A 19,373-nucleotide genomic window follows, 5' to 3' on the forward strand; every position below is an offset into this window, starting at 1 on the left:
CCAAAAGGCGTGAAGCCCGCCCGCATCACGATTGCCTCACCGCATCACGTGCTCAATGGTGCTCTGGCATCAAGATTTCCCTTTTGCCCACATGATTTGCGGCGCTAACCAACCCGTTCTCTTCCATCTGCTCGACAAGCCGCGCAGCTTTGTTATAGCCAATCGCCAATTTTCGCTGGATGTAGCTGGTGGAACATTTGCGATCTTTCGCGACGATTTGGACGGCGGTGTCATAGAGCGCATCTTCTGAATCCGTATTGCCGCCAAGCCCTAGCACCGCATCAATATCACTCTCGGTCCCCTCGCTCGGACCCTCCAGAACTCCAGAAAGGTAATCTGGTGGGCCGAAGGTTTTGAGATGATTGACCACATCTTCCACTTCTTCATCGGAACAGAAGGGTCCATGCACGCGCGTGACTTTGCCGCCACCAGCCATGTAAAGCATATCGCCCATGCCCAAAAGCTGCTCGGCGCCCATTTCACCCAAAATGGTTCGGCTGTCGACCTTTGAGGTCACTTGAAAGGAGATCCGCGTTGGGAAGTTGGCTTTGATTGTCCCGGTGATCACATCCACAGAAGGACGCTGTGTGGCCATGATAATATGAATGCCTGAGGCCCGCGCCATCTGTGCCAAACGTTGGATACAGGCTTCAATCTCCTTGCCCGCCACCATCATCAAATCCGCCATCTCATCGACCACAACAACGATATAGGGCAGCGTTTCTGGTTTGAATTTTTCGGTCTCAAACAGCGGCTCGCCCGTGCCTTCGTCAAAGCCTGTTTGCACCGTGCGGCTGAACATTTCACCCTTGGCCTGAGCATCTTTAACGCGGCTGTTGTAGCCATCGATATTGCGCACGCCCATTTTCGACATCTTGCGATACCGCTCTTCCATCTCCCCGACAGTCCATTTCAACGCCACCACCGCCTTTTTAGGATCGGTGACAACTGGGCTGAGGAGATGAGGAATGCCGTCATAGACGCTGAGTTCCAGCATTTTCGGATCAATCATGATCATCCGGCATTCTTCTGGCGTCAAACGATAGAGCAAAGATAGGATCATCGTGTTAATCGCAACAGATTTTCCCGAACCCGTGGTCCCAGCAATCAGCAAATGGGGCATTTTCGCGAGGTTTGCCACAATTGGCTCACCGCCGATGTCTTTGCCAAGCGCGAGAGGTAGACGCATATTCGCATCCCCAAAATCACGCGCAGACAAAATTTCACGCAGAACACACATCTCGCGGCTCTCATTGGGCAGCTCAATCCCGATCACCGAACGGCCTGGCACTGTGCTCACCCGCGCAGAGAGTGCGGACATAGAGCGCGCGATATCATCCGACAGACCTATCACCCGGCTTGCTTTCAACCCGGGTGCTGGCTCCAATTCATACATCGTCACCACCGGCCCGGGGCGCACGCTGACGATCTCACCTTTGACGCCGTAATCATCCAACACGCTTTCCAACATGCGCGCATTGCTCTCCAGAGCATCGTCACTCAAGACATGCCGCTCAACCGAGGATGGGCTCATCAACAGACTCAGAGGCGGTTTTTCATAGGTTTGATCTGGGGTCTTGGGTTCCAGATTCAATGTTGGCTGTGCTTCGGCAATCGCTTGGCTGGACGGTTTGATTGGTCGTCGCACGCCGTGTTGCACCACTTGCTTATGCGAAGCGGTGAGCGGGGGTTCAGCTACATAGTCAGATTGCATCGGGGCCGCAGGATGCACCTCAAAAACCTCAGCCTGATCTTCCATGAAGGGTGCTTCTGGCGCAGGGTGCTGCAAGATTATCGGCTCGGGACCCGTGGGACGACCGGGTTTGGCGGTGACAATTGGAGTTTGGCCCTGTGCTGCCATAGCCACTTGCGGATCGCGCGCACGAATGGCCTCAACGATTTTTCCTCGAATACGATCCTGAATCGGATCCTCTGCCTCACCCAAGGGGCCCGGCAAAACTGGCGCTATCAGAGATTGCGCCGGCTTCGGCTCAACCCCGCGCTTCAGAACCCGCGCAAAAAGTGATTTCGGCTGGGGCTGTCCTGGTAGAGCAAGATCCAAAGGAGCGTTCGGCATCGCGGGATTGGCTCTGTTCACAGATGCAACGCGCGCTGTTTCACTTAGTGACATAGGACCCATATTCGGATCGCTGCGTTCAGCAGTGCGGCGCTCTTGACGGCTGCGCATGACGGTCCAGCCACGCACCAAAACGTAAATCAAACCCAAGATAAGCCGGCTGCCCAGCAAGCTGGTAACGCGAAAAAAGGTTTTTATCTCACAGAAGATTAACCCGGTCACATAGCCGCCCAGGATCAAAACCAAAGTTCCCAACACAAGAGCCAAAATATTTGCGCCCAAAGTCACCGATCCCGGTAGAAATTGCAAAATCATGAAGAGAACCGTGTCACCGAACAAGCCGCCCATCGAAAAACTGTGTGACCAACTGCTGATCGGTGTAAGCGTTGCCGCGTAAAGGGCACAAAGTGCCCAAAAAATTGGCGCATAGACCAAACGCATCAGCATACGTTCCGCACCAATATGCGCGATCAGCCTTAGACCCCATGCTGCAAATGTCAGAGGAATGCCCCAACTGCCGAGCCCCATGATCTTGATCAAGGGCGCCGCGACAATGGCACCAATCTGCCCAAACCAATTTTTAATCTCTGGGCCACCGGCCGAAATCCAGGCCGAATCCTCAGGTGCATAGCTCGCCAAGGCCAGGGCAAAGGCCACGCCCGCCGCCAAAACAATCAGCCCGAGCGCTTCAACGCCCCGTCTTTCTAAGAAAGCCTGTGTCGCTGCGTCCAAAAACGGATCGCGTCCGCGGGTTGGATAAGCCATATGTACCTCAACATCATTTATATAAGCAGTCGCGCAAAATAGTTAATCCGCGCTGCATTTCTTCTTTTGGAGCCACCAAAGCGACCCGAATATAGCCGGACCCAGGGTTCTGCTCATTTGCGATTTGCCCCAGATATGATCCTGGTAGCACCCGCAACCCCGTTTCGGTCCAAAGTTTCAATGCAGCGGCTTCGTCATCTTCGACGGGCAGCCACAAGAAAAACCCGGCTTGTGGCGAATTATAGGACTTAATTCCAGCAAAAATGCGATCCGCCACCTCAAATTTGCCACAATATAGTTGCCGGTTGGCAACAACATGATCTTCGTCTGACCATACCTTAGCAGAAACATCCTGGATAGGTCCAGCCACCGGGCAGCCAGCATAGGCGCGCAACTGTTTGATCTGTGAAATATTTTTAAATCCCGACGCTACAAAGCCCGAGCGCAGCCCCGGAAGGTTCGAGCGTTTCGACAAGGAATGAAAAGCAACCACCCGTTCAGGATCTGCCCCCATTTGCGCCGCCACCTGCAAAGCACCGGGCGGTGGGGCGGTTCTGTAGATCTCGCTATAACACTCATCGGCAAAAATCTTGAAATCATAAGTTTCCGCCAGCGTGAGCAATCGAGTCCAATAGGCCTTCGAGGCGACAACCCCTTGCGGATTAGAGGGTGAGCAAAGAAAAAAGACAGACGTTTGGTTAAGATCGTCGGGCGTCAATGCATCCAAATCCGGCAAAAATCCACTTTCTGCCCGCGCTGGCAAATACATCGATTGCGCGCCGATCGCCATAGCCGCCACCGTATAGACCTGATAAAATGGATTTGGAATCAATATTTTGGATCCCGTCTGACCCAGGGCCACGACCCCATTAAACAAACCTTCACGTGTGCCATTGAGCACCATAACTTGGCTGTCCATATCCAAATCAATTGCGTAACGACGCCGCAGAAATCCCGTGATTGCCTCACGCAATTCTGGCGTGCCATTATTGTCGGGATAGCTGTTGAACCCCTCCATCGCCTCAACCAATGCCGGTACAACCCAATCGGGGAATTTATGTTTTGGCTCGCCGATGGTCATATTGATGACCGGACCACCCGGCGCCTGGCCATCCAACAGATTGCGCAGACGGGGCCAAGTGGCGGTCGGCAAAGCATCAAAACGGGTGGGCATCATAAAGTGTCTCCTCTTGCGCTCAGGCGTAAGGCAGCCAGACGATCACTGCAAACCAAAACCATCGCTAAGCCAATGCATTTTCCACCGCAGCGCCCAATCTAAGGAGATGGTGCTCTTGCAGAGGCGGACAAACCATCATGAGACCGCATGACGGAACGCCCGTCGGAAGCGTCAAAGCGCAAGCGCCCATGAGATTTCCAATGCGGGTGTTGCGCAGAGCCAGAAGGTTTTCTGCCACATAATAATCATGATCCCGTCCCAATCTTTCCATATTCGGCGGCAGGATCGGTGAGCTGGGCATCAAAACTGCGTCAAACTCTCGGGTTGCCGTGTAATAATCTTCGCGCAGCCTGTCTAATTTTTGCCAAGCAGCAACATAATCTGGCGCTGAAACATCCGCTCCGCCACGAAACCGCATCAAGATCTCTTCATACATAAGGTCTGGATTGGCTTCTATTGTGTCTTTCCAAGCGCCATAAGCTTCAGCCGCGAATAGAACTCCTGAAAGTGCCAAAGCCTCTTGCACCTGCGGAATTTCAATCCGCTCAACCATAGCACCCATCGAGCGCAGACGATCTATCGCCATGTCGAAAGCGGCGCGCGGTTCCGGGCGCAGCGCATCTAAAGCCACCGTGTCACAGATCGCGAAGCGCCGCCTCTCCAACGTGCTGTTGGTCAGATCCGCAGCCTCGCTGCCCTCCAGAACCGCAAGCGCCAAAGCCGAATCCTCAACCGAACGGCACAGCGGCCCAACCGTGTCAAAACGCGCGCAAAGCGGAACCACCCCCTCCAAAGATAGGCGCCCACTCGTGGTTTTCAAACCTACCAAATCATTCCAAGCCGCCGGGATTCTTACGGAGCCTCCAGTGTCAGATCCGATCGCCAAGGGTGCCAAGCCAAAGGCAACAGACGCCGCCGCCCCAGAAGACGATCCACCTGACACAGCGTCATGATCATTCACACAAGGCGGAGTCGCTGTTCTGGGATTATAACCCAAACCAGAGAAGGCCAATTCGGACAGATGCGTTTTCCCGAGGCAGACCAGCCCCAACTCCGTCGCGCAGCGCAGCACCTCGCAATCTGTGGACGGCATACGGTTTTTGAGCAAAACACTGCCGGCTTCAGTCGCCACATTTGCGCTGTCAAACAGATCTTTCCAAGAGACCGGAACCCCATCGAGCGCAGACTTCCGTTGACCCAGTCGCACCCGCTCAGACGCCGCCTGCGCCTCTGCCAAAGCTCGGTCACGCGTCACCGTAGTGTAAATCCGCGATGTGAAGGGATGGGCATCAATCGCATCAAGATAGGTCTGCGCCAGATCAACGGGGTCGATATCCCCCTTAGCAATTGCGCGGCCCAATGCTGCGGCACTCATGTTTAACCATCGTTGCATCTCTGATCCTCCTGCTTCAACGTCAGGCTAACGATGTCGCACCCCCTCGACAATATCCCTTTGCTGCCCCATGTCTTATCCATGGATTATGACGTTATCATCGCGGGCGGCGGGCTCAACGGCCTCACTTTGGCTTTGGCCCTAGACAGTGCTGGCATCGCAACCGTGGTGATCGACGCATTTGCGCCGCAAGAGAGTCTCAGCCCAAAATTTGATGGGCGGTCATATGCGCTGTCCGCCGCCAGTCAGAAAATGCTCGACGCGCTGGGACTGTGGGAGGATCTGGCACATCACGCCGAGCCTATGCTGGAAATAAAGGTCAGCGATGGCGCCGCCGGCGGAACCCCTTCGCCCTTTGTCATGCAATTTGGCGATGAAGATTTCAGTCTAGGTCCGATGGGATTCATGGTGGAAGATCGACACCTGCGTGTGCGTTTGGCTCAGGCCGTGAAAGCGTCTAACGTGACCCTGCGGAGTGGGCAGACCATCACCAATCAGACCATCCACTCCACTCATGTCACCGTGGTGATTGACGGGCATCGCCCGATCACAGCTGCAGTTTTGGTCGGTGCAGACGGGCGCAACTCACGCACCGCCCATACGGCGGGTCTGACGCGCACAGGATGGGATTATAACCAATCCTCTTTGGTATGTGCCATCTCCCATGAGAAACCACATCACGGGATTGCCCATCAATATTTCATGCCCTCCGGCCCCTTGGCTATTCTGCCCCTGACACAAAATCGCAGTGGCATTGTCTGGACGGAGCAGCAGCAAGTCGCGCAAAACATTCACAGCCTCAGTGATGCGGATTATCTTGACATCCTACGCCCAAGGTTTGGCGACTTTCTCGGTAAGATTTCTCTTGCGGGCAGCCGGTATATTTACCCGCTTTCACTATCCACAACCCATCGCATGATCGCCCCTCGGGTTGCTCTTGTTGGCGATGCTGCCCATGCAGTGCATCCGATTGCCGGGCAAGGGCTCAATTCTGGCTTTAAAGATGTCGCCGCTTTGGCAGAGGTGCTTTGCGACACCAAGCGGCGGGGTCAGGATCTCGGCATCCAGACCACGCTTGCGGAATACCAAAAATGGCGCGGGTTTGATAATGCCCTGCTGTGCGCGGCAACCAACAGCTTCAACAGATTATTTTCCAACAACAACCCGCTGCTTCGCGGGATCCGGGATCTTGGCATGGGGCTCATCAATGCCGCGCCTAAATTGCGAAAGAATTTTGTTGCCACCGCCGCAGGAGCCGCGGGAAATCCACCACGTTTACTGCGCGGTGAGCCGCTTTAGGGGCTAGGCTTCATCTACTTCGCGGGCTTCGCTGACCAACATGATCGGGATACCTTCGCGAATTGGATAGGCCAAATGTGCAGATTTTGAAATCAGTTCCTGAGCGCCTGCATCATAGATCAACGGCCCACCTGTTTGAGGACAAATCAATGCCTCCAACATTTTTCCATCAATGTCACTCATTGTAAGAAATCCTCATCCGCTCCACCCCGCAGGGCAAATTCAAGCAATGTTGTTAAGGTTTCTCGCCGGGTGCTGAGGCTCGGCGCTTCAAGCAAGGCTTGCTTGTCCTCGGGTTCAAACGGGCAAAGCATGGACAAAGAGTTTATCAGCAACTCATCATCGGCCTCCTGCATCGTGTCCCAATCGGTCGAGAGCTGCCGATCGTCAAAATAGCGTTTCAACGCGCCCATGAAGCTAGCTCTATCGAAGTTTTCGTCCCGTTCAATCTTGCCCAAGTCGCGCTCAAAACTGGCCCAAGACACATGGCATCGACGGTATGGGGTAAAACCTTCCACCTCATCTTTAATCCGAAATCGGCTCATGCCCGAGAGCGTGACCATATAGCGGCCATCTTCAGTTTCCGAAAACTGGTTGAGCCGCCCAGCGCAGCCGATTGAATGCAGCCGTGTCTCGCCATCTCGTGCCTGATAGGGCTGAACCATGCCGATCAATCGGCTTGAGGTTTTCATACAATCCTCAATCATGCTGAGAAAACGTGGCTCGAAGATATGCAATGGCAGCTTGGCACGCGGCAACAGCAGCGCCCCCGGCAAGGGAAAAACGGGGATCACGTCCGGCATATCGAATTTAAATGTCATGATGTTTAGCTAGCTCGGCTTGGGCATCATGCAAATATTAAAGACGATAGTTTACGACGCCCATTCAAAACAATGGGATCATTTGCTGGTAAAGCATCAAAAACGGTGAAAAGTTGGGTTTTCGCTGCTGCCTCATTCCATTCGCGATCTCTGCGAAACAGCTCCAAAAGGTGATCGACCGCCGCCTGCGCATCACCCTTCGCGTGGAGCGCGATGGCCAAGTCAAACCTTGCTTGATGATTGTCACCCTCTGCCTCAACAGCAGCTTGCAATTCCCCCAAAGGCCCCGCTCCTGAGGCTTGCTTCGCCAGCGCCAATTGCGCGTATATCGCCTCAAGATCTGGTGCATTGCTGATGGCTGCGGGAGCGCCGTTCAGGGTCGCTTCTGCTTGCTCCAAATCACCCTGCGCCAGATAGCATTGCGCCAAGCCAGCGTAAGCGCCCACAGTCGATGGCTCTTGTTCCAATATCGCAGCAAAGGTTTGCGCCGCATCTTGGATATCACCATCAGCCAACATCTCTTGAGCTGCGTTCAGAGCATCTTCAAGCCCACCATCCGGAGCACCATTGCCCATAGCGGAAACGCGTTCGACAAAGGCTTGGATTTCCGATCCGGGCACCGCTCCTTGAAACCCGTCAACTGGTTTTCCCTGCCAAAATGCATAGACGGTTGGAATGGATTGGATTTGCAACTGACCTGCAATAGGCTGGTTTTCATCCACATTCAGCTTCACCATCTTCACCGCGCCCTTCGCCGCAGTGACCGCCGCTTCCAAAGCCGGGCCCAGAGTTTTGCAAGGCCCGCACCATGGCGCCCAGAAGTCCACTATCACCGGCACGGACTGCGATGTCTCGATCACATCTTGCATAAAGCTCTGTTCTGATCCGTCTTTTATCAACGTATCGGCTTCGGTTGTCGTGGCGGCCGTGTTCAGTTCCAACATGGTAAATTCCTTTTAAGTTAGGCTCTATATGAGTGTCTTAATGGCGTTTGCCAAGAGCCCTTACAAATCAAAGCTGGCAAAAACAGGCGCATGATCGGACGGTTTCTCCCACCCCCGTGCCGCACGCAGCACCCGACTGGAATGTGCCGAGGCCGAAATATCTGATGTGGCCCAAACATGGTCCAAACGGCGCCCTTTGTCCGCTGCATCCCAATCTTTTGCGCGATATGACCACCAACTATAGAGCAAGCCGTTAGGAATATCCTGCCGGGTCACGTCCACCCAATCGCCTGCAGACATCACATCATTGAGGTGCTCTACCTCGATCGGTGTATGGCTGACGATTTTGAGCAATTTTTTGTGATCCCAAACATCGTCTTCACGGGGCGCAATATTCAAATCTCCCACCAAGATCGACCGCTGTGGTTTTTCCGCCGCAAAAATATCTCGCAACTCAGTGAGGTAATCGAGTTTTTGTCCGAATTTCTCATTTGTCTCCCGATCCGGCACATCGCCGCCAGCGGGTACATAGTGATTGTGGATGGTCACCCCATTGGGCAAACGGCCTGCCACATGCCGGGCGTGGCCCAATTGCGCCAGATCCAAACCCCCCGCATCCTCGAGCGGAAATTTGGACAAGATTGCCACGCCATTATATCCCTTTTGACCCCGCGCCACCATGTGAGGATACCCCAAATTCGCAAAACCTGCAGTTGGGATTAACTCAACGGGGCTTTTGCACTCTTGTAAGCATAAGACATCAGGGGCCTCATCGCGGAGCAATTGCAAAACAATCGCCTCGCGTAGGCGCACCGAATTAATATTCCATGTGGCGAGGGTGAAGGACATGCGCACAGCTCCGTTCCAATTTGATCCCAATTACTTATAGAGCATGACACCCGGCAACCAACCCGTTTTTGTCAAAAACTTTTGAGGAATGGCACATCATATCGAAAGGGCGTATTCGAATACTATGACACAATTGCCAACATATGACTATGAACGCATCCTTCAGGAGCAAGGCTGCCAGTGGATTGCCGGTGTAGATGAGGTCGGGCGCGGCCCGATCAGTGGTCCTGTCTTTGCAGCCGCTGTTATTTTGGACCCCAAACATATCCCAATAGGGTTGAACGACAGCAAAAAACTCTCGGCCAAAAAACGCGATGCTTTGCTGGAAAGCATTCTGGCCCATGCGGATGTTTCAGTGGCCAGCGCCTCAGAACGTGAGATCGAACAGATCAATATTCTGCGCGCTGCGCATCTGGCAATGGAACGTGCGGTGGCAGGGTTGAGGCAAACACCAGATCATGTTCTGGTAGATGGCAATATCATTCCACGCAATCTTGAGCTCCCCGCCACGGCTTTGGTCAAAGGGGACTCTTTATCAGTGTCTATCGCAGCTGCTTCAATTGTGGCAAAAATTAGGCGTGATATGGTCATGTGTGATTTAGCGCAACAGTTTCCCGGTTATGGTTGGGAAAAAAATGCCGGATACCCGACAGCACAGCATCTAAAAGCCCTCCAAGATTTCGGGGTGACCCCACACCATAGACGAACCTTCAAACCAGTACACAATATCTTGTATCAAGGAAAAATTTAAGCTGCTGATAAGAAAAAGAAATTGACGCCGATTCGTTCCTGACTCATCCTACACCCAACCAACGAGTGCGAAAATGCACCATGGACAGAGGCAGAAAAATGAATCAAAAACCGAATGAAACGGCAGTCGATGGGCTGCCGATGAACGCAATTATCGATGGCGACTGCATCGATGTCATGAACTCACTCCCGGAAAACAGCGTCGATCTAATCTTCGCAGATCCGCCCTATAATTTGCAGCTCAAATCAGATCTGCACCGTCCGGATAACTCCAAGGTTGATGCGGTCGACGATTACTGGGATCAATTCGACAGCTTTGCAGCTTATGACAGGTTCACCCGCGACTGGCTGAAAGCGGCAAGACGAATTCTAAAGCCCAATGGCTCAATTTGGGTGATTGGAAGTTATCACAATATTTTCCGGGTTGGCACAGCCTTGCAAGATGCAGGCTATTGGATCTTGAATGATGTGATCTGGCGCAAGTCCAACCCCATGCCAAACTTCCGCGGCAAACGCTTTACCAACGCGCATGAAACCATGATCTGGGCCTCTAAAGCTGAAGGGTCAAAATATACCTTCAACTATGAGGCGCTCAAAGCCATGAATGAAGGCATTCAAATGCGCAGCGATTGGGTGCTGCCGATTTGTAATGGGCATGAGCGGCTTAAGGATGAAAACGGTGACAAAGCCCATCCAACACAAAAACCGGAAAGCTTGCTGCATCGGGTTCTGCTCGGGGCGACTAACCCCGGCGATGTGGTGCTCGATCCATTCTTTGGCACCGGGACAACGGGGGCTGTGGCCAAAATGCTGGGCCGTGACTTTATTGGAATAGAACGCGAAGAGGCTTACCGAAAAGTGGCCCAAAAGCGCATTGACAACGTGCGCAAATACGACAGCGATGCCCTGGCGGTCAGCGTATCCAAACGCGCAGAACCTCGGGTCGCTTTTGGCCAGCTCGTCGAGCGCGGTATGTTGCGGCCGGGTGAAGTGCTCACCAGCCCACGCGGCAAAGAGGCCAAAGTGCGCGCCGATGGCACCTTGGTCAGCGGCGAGGCTGCTGGCTCCATCCATCAAGTGGGCGCGGTGCTGGAAAATGCACCATCCTGCAACGGTTGGTCCTATTGGAATTTCCGTCGCGACGGCAAAACGGTCTCAATAGATCTGCTGCGCCAGCAAATTCGCTCGGAAATGCGTCAACGCCCCAATTAACCCAATATCAAAACAAAAGTTTCGCCTGTGCTTGCATATCTATACCAAGCGGCACCTTATGCCCCGCCGGTCTGGTGGGGCATTTTTTATCGCAGCAAAGGGTTTGCGGCCTTGTTATTTGGGGTCCAATCCGCATTCTCCGGATAATACATCTTGCGCCAGCGCCGCACCTGAGGGTTCATAAACCGGCGAAATCGCCAAGAAAACATCGCCATCATGGCCATGATAGGATAGCCAAACGCCAGTTGCGGTACCGCCTAAGACGGGTAGGTTTGCAACAAGGGATAGGGGCGATCTGGTTTGTAATGATGGTCAGAATGACGCTGCAGATTGATCAACAACCAATTGGACGCCTGATGCGCCGCATTCCATGAATGCCGCGGCAAGACATGCTCATAGACGCCGTCGTCCAAATGTTTGCGCGTCAATCCGGAATGCTCAACATAGTTGATCAATTCCAGCTGCTAGACTGCAACAAAAGCCGGAAAAGCAAAGAGCAGCCACCCTGCAAAACCGCCAATGCGAAAAGCCAAAACTACAAAGCCAGCCTGCAATACAACATATCGCAACAGCGAATTCTTTGGATAGAAAAACCCGTGCTCGGCACGGCGCAGCATGGCCCGCTCCATGCGTATTGCAGAAAAAAGCACTGCGTCAGGACCCTGGGAAAGAACTTGTAAAAACTCTCGTTATAGCGTGCGGTGACCGGGTCCCGCGGGGTTCCGACATACCGATGATGCACCAGCAAATGCTCGCTGCGAAAATGCGAATCAAGCACCATCGCCAAAAGCACATCTGCCATCCCGCGCTCAACCGCAGTTTTTTGATGTATCATTTCATGGCTATAGTTGATGCCAATCGTACCAGACATCACACCCAAGCTATAAAATAGCCCTAATTGCTCCCAAAAATTCAAGTGACCCGATTGCAATACGTAAATCAATAAACCAAAAATGGTGACAAATTGGAAAGGTGCCCAAAGCAAAGTGGCCCATCGGTAGCCTGCCAAAGCCGAGACATTTGTTGCTGGATCTTCATTGGCGATAGACAGTCCAAACGCCAAATCAAGCAGCTAAAACAAATACCAAGCCACCAGCGGGGTCAACAAAACCCAACAGTCGCCCCAAATTGCGCTCAACCAGATCAGCGGGAACAGCAAATAGGACACCCAAAAGGGTAAAACCTTGCGCCATTGCCCAATCTCAGGCATCCGGCTCAGATCAGCCATTGTTCAATCCTTTAAATATGCGGCGCATGATCGCCCTCAATCCGAAAAATATAGAACCACCACGGGGCTCAAAATATATTACCAGCAAAACGCGGCCCTGAATGATGCCACTTTGAAAATTTATGACCAAAATCAGACAAATGTTTGCGGATCGACCTGACAAGGCCGGCTAGATCTCTGCAGCTGCCATGCTCCAAATCTTGCGCATCACCGTGGGAAGGTCTGCGGGACGGAAGTCCTGAGCGGCAATAAATGTTTGATTGGTTTGGTGGGCCTCAACCTCGGCCACCATAACCAACAGACGCAGATGAAAATGCGTAAACGTATGGCGCACCTCGCCCGGAACCTCGACCCAGTTCGCCTGTATCGGCGGGATCGCATCTGTCAGAGTTTCACGCCAGTCACTCCCCGGCCAGCCCAGCATACCACCCAACAAGCCGCGCTCTGGACGCCGCTCCAGGAGCACAGCCCCATCGCTGCGCCGAGCGACATAAGCGGTCCCAAAGCGCGTGGGTTTTTTCAACTTTGGTAATTTCCACGGCAGGTCCGCCGCAGTACCAGCTTTACGCGCAGCGCAAATACTATGCCATGGGCAAAGGGCGCATCGTGGTGATTTCGGCGTGCAGATCGTAGCGCCCAAATCCATCACCGCTTGCGCATAGTCGCCAGGCCGCGCCTGGGGCGTCAGGCTTGCAGCAAGTGACGTTAGCGCGCCCTTCGATTTTGGCAGGGGCGCATGGAGATCAAACAATCGCGCCATGACCCGCTCAACATTGCCATCCACCACCGTTTCTGCGTGGTCAAATGCGATCGCAGCAATGGCGGCACTGGTGTAGGGGCCGATACCCGGCAGGTTTTGCAAAGCTGCACGATCTGCCGGAAACTTTCCACCATGCTCAGCCACAATAACGCGGGCGCATTTCAACAAATTGCGCGCTCGCGCATAATAGCCAAGCCCTGCCCAAGCCGCCATCACCTCGTCATCTTCAGCAGCAGCCAAATCCACCACCGTCGGCCATGTCTTTGTGAACTTCAGGAAATAAGCTTTTACCGCCGCCACGGTGGTTTGCTGCAACATGATTTCAGAGAGCCAAATACGATAAGGATCTGGCTGCTGCCCAGCCGCGCGCGCTGACGGGCTGACACGCCAAGGCAACTCCCGCGCGTGGGCATCATACCAGGTCAAAAGCTCGGTTGAGTTCATGTGATCACGCAAGTTTGAGTATCTTTCTACAAAAGTGGTGGCGTTGCCTCCAGCTTCAGGTAAAATAGGGTAAATCAGAAAGGGTCAGCAAAATCGATGCAAAAAAACGCAAGCAGATCTAAAAAACGCGGCGCTGGCTTTCGGCGCACCTCTGCTTTGCTCGAGCAAAAACTTCGAAATGCTGGGGAAACGCGTGGCTTTGCGATCACGCGGCTGCTTACCCACTGGTCTGAGATCGTCGGGGCGCCTGTTGCGGATATCTGCACACCCGTGAAGGTCAGCTACGCCCAAAAGGGATTTGGTGCGACATTGGTTGTTCTCACCACCGGCCCTCAGGCGCAGATGATCGCGATGCAATTGCCACAGCTTCGCGAAAAGGTGAATGCCTGCTATGGCTACAACGCGATTTCACGCATCCGCATCACCCAAACAGCCCCCGTCGGATTTTCCGATGGTAAGGCCCTGTTTGGGACCCAGCCCAAAAGCACCACCCCAGCACCCTGCCCCGCCGCAGCTCAAAAAGCCAAGACCATTGCGTGCGAGATCAAAGACGACGGCCTAAGAGCAGCTCTGGCAGCCTTCGGCGAAAACATTATGAAACATGAAAAGAGATCTTGAGATGAAAAAGACTTATGCAATCGGATTGGTATTTGTACTCGCCTTGGGCATCGGAGCTTACATGGTGCAAGCGCCCGCGCCCTCGGGACCAACGGCCCCAGGTTTTGGGGCCGCCAATGCCACACAAGCCGGTGAAATTGACACTTCCTCTATTCTTGAGATGACACTCGGAGCCAAAGACGCGCCAATTCAGATGACAGAATATGCCAGCTATACCTGCCCCCATTGCCGCACCTTCCACAAGGATGTGTTTCAAAAACTCAAAACTGACTATATCGACACAGGCAAACTCCAATTTACCTATCGTGAGATCTATTTTGATCGCTATGGCCTATGGGGTTCGATCATCGCGCGCTGCGGCGGGGCAGATAAGTTTTTTGCCATCACCGATCTTTTATATACCAAGCAATCCGAATGGACCAAAGGCACGCCGGCGGAAATTGCTGAGAATTTGCGCCGCATTGGCCTCACCGCAGGCCTCTCGCAAGAAGATGTTCAGAGTTGCTTTGCCGATGGTGAAAAAGCACAAAAACTCGTGGCGTGGTATGAGGCCAACCGGGCCGCAGATGAAATATCTTCCACCCCATCCTTCATTATCAATGGCGTGAAATATTCGAATATGCCCTACCCGGAATTGCAACAAATTCTGGATGCTCAATAAACGTCAAAGTTCAAGATTGATGAGTTTTTCATCGATCTTGGACCAGTCTTTTAACTCAAGCCGCACGGGCAGGGCCAAAACATTTCTTTGATGTTGAGCAGGCAATCTGGCCGCATCTTTTTCCGTGCACACCAACTGTGCATTCAGCTCCCGCGCCTTTGCGACCAGCCGCTTCATCAAGGGCAGCGACAGCGGTTCGTGATCCGACAAGGCTTCACAGCCCAAAATATTGGCGCCAAGATCGCGCAGGGTGGTGAAGAATTTTTCTGGGTGGGCAATCCCGGCAAAGGCAAAAACCGGCAGCCCCTGCCAAGGCATGCCTGTCAACAAAGGTTTGATCTGGCCCTCAACCCTTAAATGCGCATGGTCTGGGCCCAGAGCCGTAAATCGCCGCTGCGCGGCCGCCTCTCCAATTGACAGGCACAGATCAGCACGCGCCAAACCTTTGGCCAGCGGCTCTCTCAAAGGGCCAGCCGGTATACAAAACCCGTTACCAAATCCAAGGGCAGCATCGACAACAACGATTGAAAAATCTTTGCGCACAGAGGGATCTTGGAAACCATCATCCATCAAAATCACATCTGGCTTTTGTGCCAAAGCTAGGGCCAAACCCTCGACTCTTTTGCGAGCCACAACCACAGGACAAAAGGCGGAAATCAACAAGGGTTCGTCACCCACTTCCGCCGCACCATGTGTTTTAGGATCCACCAAAATTGGCACAGCGACAGTGGCGCCATAGCCGCGCGATAAGGCAACAACCTGCCGGCCACGCTTCTTGAGGTGCTCGGCCAATGCAATAACCACGGGCGTCTTCCCCGTGCCTCCAGCATTGATATTTCCGACGCAAATTACCGAGCAGGGCGCATCAAGCGCCTGCGATGCACGGCTTTGCCGCCAAGCCGTTGCCGCGCCATAGAGGCGACCCAATGGCCAAAGGCCATAGGCCATGACCCCTGGCGGTTGATGCCAAAACTGCGGCGTGCGTATCATTGTGCCGCCTCCCCAAGGCCAAGTTTTTGCAAGGTGATCTCCACCAACCGATCCGTTACCTCTGCCCCTTCTGAGACAACCTCCCACCCCGCAGCGGCCATCTCAGCGCATTGGTCAGGTTCCATCAGCGCCGCCACGCGCTGGCTCAAATCTTGTGAAGTCTCCAAAGGCTGCGTCGCTCCGGCCTCCCGTAAGCGATTATAGGCATGTTGATTTTGGCCAATTTCGGACCCGTGCACAACCGCACTCCCTAGAGCGGCCGCAACCATCGGATTGGGTACATCGCCGCTCGTCAGACTTCCGCCCATATACGCGAGCGCCGCCAGTCGATACCAAAGGCCTGTGTCTTCACCCGATTCCGAGAGAAAGACTTGCGTCCGCGTTTCTGGCTCACCCTCTTCAGCCCGCGCATGTGTGGTCAATCCCAACTCAGCACAAAGAGCCAAGCAATCTTCAGTGCCTAACGGATCGAGCAAATCTAAAATCAACAGCATGCGATGCGCCTTACGCTGGGCTTGCATAAAGGCATCTATCACGACGCGCATTTCCTGATGGGGCACCCGATGCGCAAACCATACAGGCCGCCCCGCCAAAATTTCACCAATACGGTCCCGTTCACCCTCATCACAGCCCGACACCACGACACCACCAAGAAGTGATCCCAAAACCTCTATATTCTGAGCGGGCAAGCCAAGATTTCTGAGGCTTCCCGTAGACTCGCTTGAGGTGACAAAAGCATAGAATACAGTTTTCAAAGTCTGCCGCGCGATCGTCTTGCGCCAAAGCCAGGTGCGGCTCCACAGGGGTCGGGTTTCTGCGTTGATTAAGAGAGTCGGAATTGAGCGGCGATGGTTTAACCCAAACAATGCAGAGGCAACGCTGGCCTGCGCCCAAAGACACAAATCAGGCGAGGTCTTCGACAACCAAGCCAAACCCGCCTGAGCATCCGCCTCATCCAAAACCACCACATCCGGTGCAAAAGCACCCTCCGAGTCTGGGGCCGTCAGGACGTAAGATAGTGTTGGATCGCTCAATTGCGCGCGCATCAACACCTCACGAATTGCATCTACCGCCGCCGGTGTATTTGCGTGGGCCCATACCAGCGGGCGGTCTGTTCTGGCCTCTGTCGTCATATCCGCCCCTAGGTTAGACCCGCCATAAGGCCAGAGTGAATATCTCGATTACTCGCCACCATTCCGTTCAGCTGTGCCGCCGCGCTGTTAAAAAGGGGCGCCGCTCCAGTTTGATCTGTGGCCAGCCCCCCCGCCTCATTCACAATCAAACTGCCAGCCGCGACATCCCATTCCCATGTCGGCCGTAAAGTCAGCATGCCGTCGAAGGCTCCATTGGCCACCAAGCACAACCGATAGGCCAAAGAAGAGCGGAAACTGCGTTTTAAATCCGGAAAACCACCGGGCCAAAATTCAGGGTCAAAATTTGATTTAGCAGATAATATATCGGCCCCTTGGGTCTCAGCGCGCAGCGACACAGAGATAGGCGCGCCGTTCAGATAGGCGCCTGCGCCCAAACTTGCACAAAACATCATGTCCAACACCGGCAGATAGACCGCCGCCGCTTGAACTTGCCCAGCTTTGGCGACGGCCAAAGAATGCGACCAATGTTCTGTCCCGGCAATAAACGCCCGCGTGCCATCTATCGGATCAACAATAAACACCTTTTCTTTATGCAATCTTTCTACACCATCTTCAGTTTCTTCAGACAGCCAGCCATATTCGGGGCGTTCCAAGCACAACGCCGCAGACAGCATTTTATCAACTGCGAGATCCGCCTCTGTCACCGGGCCCGCATTATCAGATTTGTCCCATATCTCAGGATCTTTTTGAAAAAATCCCATGGCTATATCCCCGGCAGCACGGGCCGCTTGGGTTATGAGTTCAAGATCATTCACCAGCGATAGCCATTGATGGAACCAATAAGGACGGCACAACCCGCGACAGATGCACCCGTCCATCATTGGCAGGAACAATATTTTGCAGCATCTCCCGCAAATTTCCCGCGATGGTGCATTCATTGACCGGGTAGGCAATCTCACCATTTTCCACCCAAAAACCTGAGGCACCACGCGAGTAATCTCCAGTCGTGGCATTAATCGACGCGCCGATCAAAGAGGTCAACAAAAGGCCCGTGCCCATATCGCGGATCAAATCTTCTCGACTTTGCGGGCCTGGCGTCAGCGTTACATTTCCCACCCCCGGCGCGGGCGGCCCGGAGGGGCCACGCATAGCGGACCCAGTGCTTTGCAGCCCCAATTGCGCGGCCGTGGACAAATCAAGCGTCCATTGTTGCAAGATCCCATCTGCCACAATCGCTCGCTCCGCAACTGGCAAGCCTTCCCCATCAAAAGGGCGCGAGCCAGCGGTGCGTTTGCGATATGGGTTTTCCAGCAACGAGGTCCCCTGCGGCAAAACCAAACTGTGCATGTCATGTTGCAGCCAACTTGCGCCGCGCGCGACGGCCGATCCATTGCTCGCAGCAAGAAGATGCCCAATCAAACCACTGGAAATACGTTCGTCATAAAGAACTGGGAAAACGCCCGTGGGGGGTTTGCGCGCGCCTTGGCGCGCCACGGCCCGTTCACCGGCACAGCGACCAACCTCGGAGGCCGCACGCAAATCTGCGCGAAAAATCCGAGAATCGCCATCATAATCGCGTTCCATCTCTGAGCCAGTGCCCGCAATGGCGACACAAGAAAACCCGTGATCTGTGCGCGCATAACCCCCGCTAAATCCATTCGACATGCAAAGGTGAATGCGCCGCGCGCCAAAGGCCGCCCCTGCCGATTGGCATTGCATTACGCCCGAAACCGCTCGGGCTGCCGCCTCCGCTTCGAGCGCCGTCGCCTGCAATTGTGCCGCCGATGGCTCCTCTTCTGGATCGGACAGCTCCAGAGACTCCACGTCCCAATTACGGGCCAGCTGGTCAGCGCTGGCCTGACGCAAGTAAGCATCATCCGGCGCATGGCGTGCCATTTCAACAGCGCGCTGGGCCATAAGCTCTATGGCCTCCGCGCTGATATCAGAGGCCGAAACACAGGCCTGGCGTGCACCCAGCATGACCCGCAATCCGATATCAATCCCCTCTGAGCGCTCGGCCTGCTCAAGCTCGCCGCCGCGCACTTCAATGGAGTGCGATACCCCATCAACCACCATGGCATCGCAGGCATCCGCCCCGGCGCGTTTCGCGGCATCCAGCAGTTGTTGACCAAGGTCGACCAAAGATTTTTTCATTCTATGTCCTTTTCTGCTCCCTTGCTAACCAGCAATCGTCGGCCCTACAAGTCAGCGCGATTTTAGAGCGCCACATCGGCGGATAAAATGCAACTTTGCCCACAATGCGGCAGTCTGGACTTGAATGAACGCCGTAA

17 protein-coding genes and 1 pseudogene are annotated in these 19,373 nt (G+C 54.0%); 5 read left to right on the forward strand and 13 right to left on the reverse strand.

Going from position 1 to position 19,373, the window contains the following annotated elements; genetic code table 11:
• Positions 1 to 52: 52 nt before the first annotated feature.
• The 3 genes from ABLW18_RS06120 to ABLW18_RS06130 form a co-directional block, all read right to left on the reverse strand.
• Positions 53 to 2,842, reverse strand: a complete 2,790-nt coding sequence (locus ABLW18_RS06120) for a DNA translocase FtsK 4TM domain-containing protein (protein WP_347823958.1) — start codon at positions 2,840 to 2,842, stop codon at positions 53 to 55.
• Positions 2,843 to 2,855: 13 nt separating this feature from the next.
• Entirely contained in the window at positions 2,856 to 4,019 is a 1,164-nt protein-coding gene (locus ABLW18_RS06125) for an aminotransferase class I/II-fold pyridoxal phosphate-dependent enzyme (protein ID WP_347823959.1), read from the reverse strand.
• A 64-nt stretch (positions 4,020 to 4,083) separates the two neighbouring features.
• Positions 4,084 to 5,412: an amidase family protein gene (locus ABLW18_RS06130; RefSeq protein WP_347823960.1), complete on the reverse strand. Its 1,329-nt coding sequence runs from the start codon at positions 5,410 to 5,412 to the stop codon at positions 4,084 to 4,086.
• Positions 5,413 to 5,445: 33 nt separating this feature from the next.
• Here ABLW18_RS06130 and ABLW18_RS06135 point away from each other — a divergent pair, with 33 nt between their 5' ends.
• Positions 5,446 to 6,711 carry an FAD-dependent monooxygenase gene (locus tag ABLW18_RS06135; RefSeq protein WP_347823961.1) on the forward strand — a complete coding sequence of 422 codons (1,266 nt, stop codon included), beginning with the start codon at positions 5,446 to 5,448 and terminating at the stop codon, positions 6,709 to 6,711.
• Between the two features lie 3 nt (positions 6,712 to 6,714).
• On the opposite strand, the gene ABLW18_RS06140 is transcribed toward ABLW18_RS06135, so the two are convergent.
• From ABLW18_RS06140 to ABLW18_RS06155, 4 genes are read right to left on the reverse strand one after another with little or no spacing between them, the layout of a single operon-like run.
• A complete protein-coding gene (locus ABLW18_RS06140) occupies positions 6,715 to 6,894 on the reverse strand; it encodes a Trm112 family protein (RefSeq protein ID WP_347823962.1) in 180 nt (59 codons plus the stop codon).
• Entirely contained in the window at positions 6,891 to 7,532 is a 642-nt protein-coding gene (locus ABLW18_RS06145; protein ID WP_347823963.1) for an LON peptidase substrate-binding domain-containing protein, read from the reverse strand. Before ABLW18_RS06145 ends, ABLW18_RS06140 begins: the two co-directional genes overlap by 4 nt.
• Before the next feature lie 26 nt (positions 7,533 to 7,558).
• Complete coding sequence (gene trxA / locus ABLW18_RS06150) at positions 7,559 to 8,476, reverse strand: thioredoxin (RefSeq protein ID WP_347823964.1); 918 nt, start codon at positions 8,474 to 8,476, stop codon at positions 7,559 to 7,561.
• A gap of 60 nt (positions 8,477 to 8,536) precedes the next feature.
• A complete protein-coding gene (locus tag ABLW18_RS06155) occupies positions 8,537 to 9,325 on the reverse strand; it encodes an exodeoxyribonuclease III (protein WP_347823965.1) in 789 nt (262 codons plus the stop codon).
• Positions 9,326 to 9,449: 124 nt separating this feature from the next.
• On the opposite strand from ABLW18_RS06155, the gene ABLW18_RS06160 reads away from it, so the two are divergent.
• Together ABLW18_RS06160 and ABLW18_RS06165 are read left to right on the forward strand one after the other, a co-directional pair.
• Complete coding sequence (locus tag ABLW18_RS06160) at positions 9,450 to 10,076, forward strand: ribonuclease HII (RefSeq protein ID WP_347823966.1); 627 nt, start codon at positions 9,450 to 9,452, stop codon at positions 10,074 to 10,076.
• Positions 10,077 to 10,174: 98 nt separating this feature from the next.
• Entirely contained in the window at positions 10,175 to 11,287 is a 1,113-nt protein-coding gene (locus ABLW18_RS06165; protein WP_347823967.1) for a site-specific DNA-methyltransferase, read from the forward strand.
• A gap of 86 nt (positions 11,288 to 11,373) precedes the next feature.
• On the opposite strand, the pseudogene ABLW18_RS06170 reads toward ABLW18_RS06165, so the two are convergent.
• Positions 11,374 to 12,515, reverse strand: a pseudogene (locus tag ABLW18_RS06170) (alkane 1-monooxygenase).
• 169 nt (positions 12,516 to 12,684) lie between these two features.
• A complete protein-coding gene (gene mutY / locus ABLW18_RS06175; protein ID WP_347824350.1) occupies positions 12,685 to 13,719 on the reverse strand; it encodes an A/G-specific adenine glycosylase in 1,035 nt (344 codons plus the stop codon).
• A gap of 96 nt (positions 13,720 to 13,815) precedes the next feature.
• Between mutY and ABLW18_RS06180 the strand changes: the two genes are divergently transcribed.
• Together ABLW18_RS06180 and ABLW18_RS06185 are read left to right on the forward strand one after the other, a co-directional pair.
• Positions 13,816 to 14,337 carry a DUF721 domain-containing protein gene (locus tag ABLW18_RS06180; RefSeq protein ID WP_347823968.1) on the forward strand — a complete coding sequence of 174 codons (522 nt, stop codon included), beginning with the start codon at positions 13,816 to 13,818 and terminating at the stop codon, positions 14,335 to 14,337.
• Between the two features lies 1 nt (position 14,338).
• A complete protein-coding gene (locus tag ABLW18_RS06185; RefSeq protein WP_347823969.1) occupies positions 14,339 to 14,998 on the forward strand; it encodes a DsbA family protein in 660 nt (219 codons plus the stop codon).
• A gap of 3 nt (positions 14,999 to 15,001) precedes the next feature.
• On the opposite strand, the gene lpxK is transcribed toward ABLW18_RS06185, so the two are convergent.
• Genes lpxK through ABLW18_RS06205 form a run of 4 tightly spaced genes read right to left on the reverse strand, consistent with a single transcriptional unit; the run spans position 15,002 to position 19,236 of the window.
• Positions 15,002 to 15,988: a tetraacyldisaccharide 4'-kinase gene (gene lpxK, locus ABLW18_RS06190; RefSeq protein WP_347823970.1), complete on the reverse strand. Its 987-nt coding sequence runs from the start codon at positions 15,986 to 15,988 to the stop codon at positions 15,002 to 15,004.
• Positions 15,985 to 17,121 (reverse strand): glycosyltransferase N-terminal domain-containing protein, encoded by a 1,137-nt coding sequence (locus ABLW18_RS06195; RefSeq protein WP_347823971.1) that lies wholly within the window; start codon positions 17,119 to 17,121, stop codon positions 15,985 to 15,987. The genes lpxK and ABLW18_RS06195 overlap by 4 nt, the downstream gene beginning before the upstream one ends.
• Positions 17,122 to 17,129: 8 nt before the next feature.
• Complete coding sequence (locus ABLW18_RS06200) at positions 17,130 to 17,897, reverse strand: 3'(2'),5'-bisphosphate nucleotidase CysQ (protein WP_347823972.1); 768 nt, start codon at positions 17,895 to 17,897, stop codon at positions 17,130 to 17,132.
• A complete protein-coding gene (locus ABLW18_RS06205) occupies positions 17,890 to 19,236 on the reverse strand; it encodes a TldD/PmbA family protein (protein ID WP_347823973.1) in 1,347 nt (448 codons plus the stop codon). Before ABLW18_RS06205 ends, ABLW18_RS06200 begins: the two co-directional genes overlap by 8 nt.
• Positions 19,237 to 19,373: the final 137 nt, after the last annotated feature.

Origin of the sequence: uncultured Planktomarina sp. (genome assembly GCA_943788425.1) — a bacterium.
GTDB lineage: Bacteria > Pseudomonadota > Alphaproteobacteria > Rhodobacterales > Rhodobacteraceae > Planktomarina.

Bases quoted from the DNA above. Each gene is read 5' to 3' on its own strand.
- ABLW18_RS06160 (WP_347823966.1), top strand. From the start codon at position 9,450: ATGACACAATTGCCAACATATGACTATGAACGCATCCTTCAGGAGCAA.
- ABLW18_RS06125 (WP_347823959.1), bottom strand. From the start codon at position 4,019: ATGATGCCCACCCGTTTTGATGCTTTGCCGACCGCCACTTGGCCCCGT.
- ABLW18_RS06155 (WP_347823965.1), bottom strand. From the start codon at position 9,325: ATGTCCTTCACCCTCGCCACATGGAATATTAATTCGGTGCGCCTACGC.
- ABLW18_RS06165 (WP_347823967.1), top strand. From the start codon at position 10,175: ATGAATCAAAAACCGAATGAAACGGCAGTCGATGGGCTGCCGATGAAC.
- ABLW18_RS06130 (WP_347823960.1), bottom strand. From the start codon at position 5,412: ATGCAACGATGGTTAAACATGAGTGCCGCAGCATTGGGCCGCGCAATT.
- lpxK (WP_347823970.1), bottom strand. From the start codon at position 15,988: ATGATACGCACGCCGCAGTTTTGGCATCAACCGCCAGGGGTCATGGCC.
- ABLW18_RS06180 (WP_347823968.1), top strand. From the start codon at position 13,816: ATGCAAAAAAACGCAAGCAGATCTAAAAAACGCGGCGCTGGCTTTCGG.
- trxA (WP_347823964.1), bottom strand. From the start codon at position 8,476: ATGTTGGAACTGAACACGGCCGCCACGACAACCGAAGCCGATACGTTG.
- ABLW18_RS06185 (WP_347823969.1), top strand. From the start codon at position 14,339: ATGAAAAAGACTTATGCAATCGGATTGGTATTTGTACTCGCCTTGGGC.
- ABLW18_RS06140 (WP_347823962.1), bottom strand. From the start codon at position 6,894: ATGAGTGACATTGATGGAAAAATGTTGGAGGCATTGATTTGTCCTCAA.
- ABLW18_RS06205 (WP_347823973.1), bottom strand. From the start codon at position 19,236: ATGAAAAAATCTTTGGTCGACCTTGGTCAACAACTGCTGGATGCCGCG.
- ABLW18_RS06195 (WP_347823971.1), bottom strand. From the start codon at position 17,121: ATGACGACAGAGGCCAGAACAGACCGCCCGCTGGTATGGGCCCACGCA.
- ABLW18_RS06135 (WP_347823961.1), top strand. From the start codon at position 5,446: ATGTCGCACCCCCTCGACAATATCCCTTTGCTGCCCCATGTCTTATCC.
- ABLW18_RS06145 (WP_347823963.1), bottom strand. From the start codon at position 7,532: ATGACATTTAAATTCGATATGCCGGACGTGATCCCCGTTTTTCCCTTG.
- mutY (WP_347824350.1), bottom strand. From the start codon at position 13,719: ATGAACTCAACCGAGCTTTTGACCTGGTATGATGCCCACGCGCGGGAG.
- ABLW18_RS06120 (WP_347823958.1), bottom strand. From the start codon at position 2,842: ATGGCTTATCCAACCCGCGGACGCGATCCGTTTTTGGACGCAGCGACA.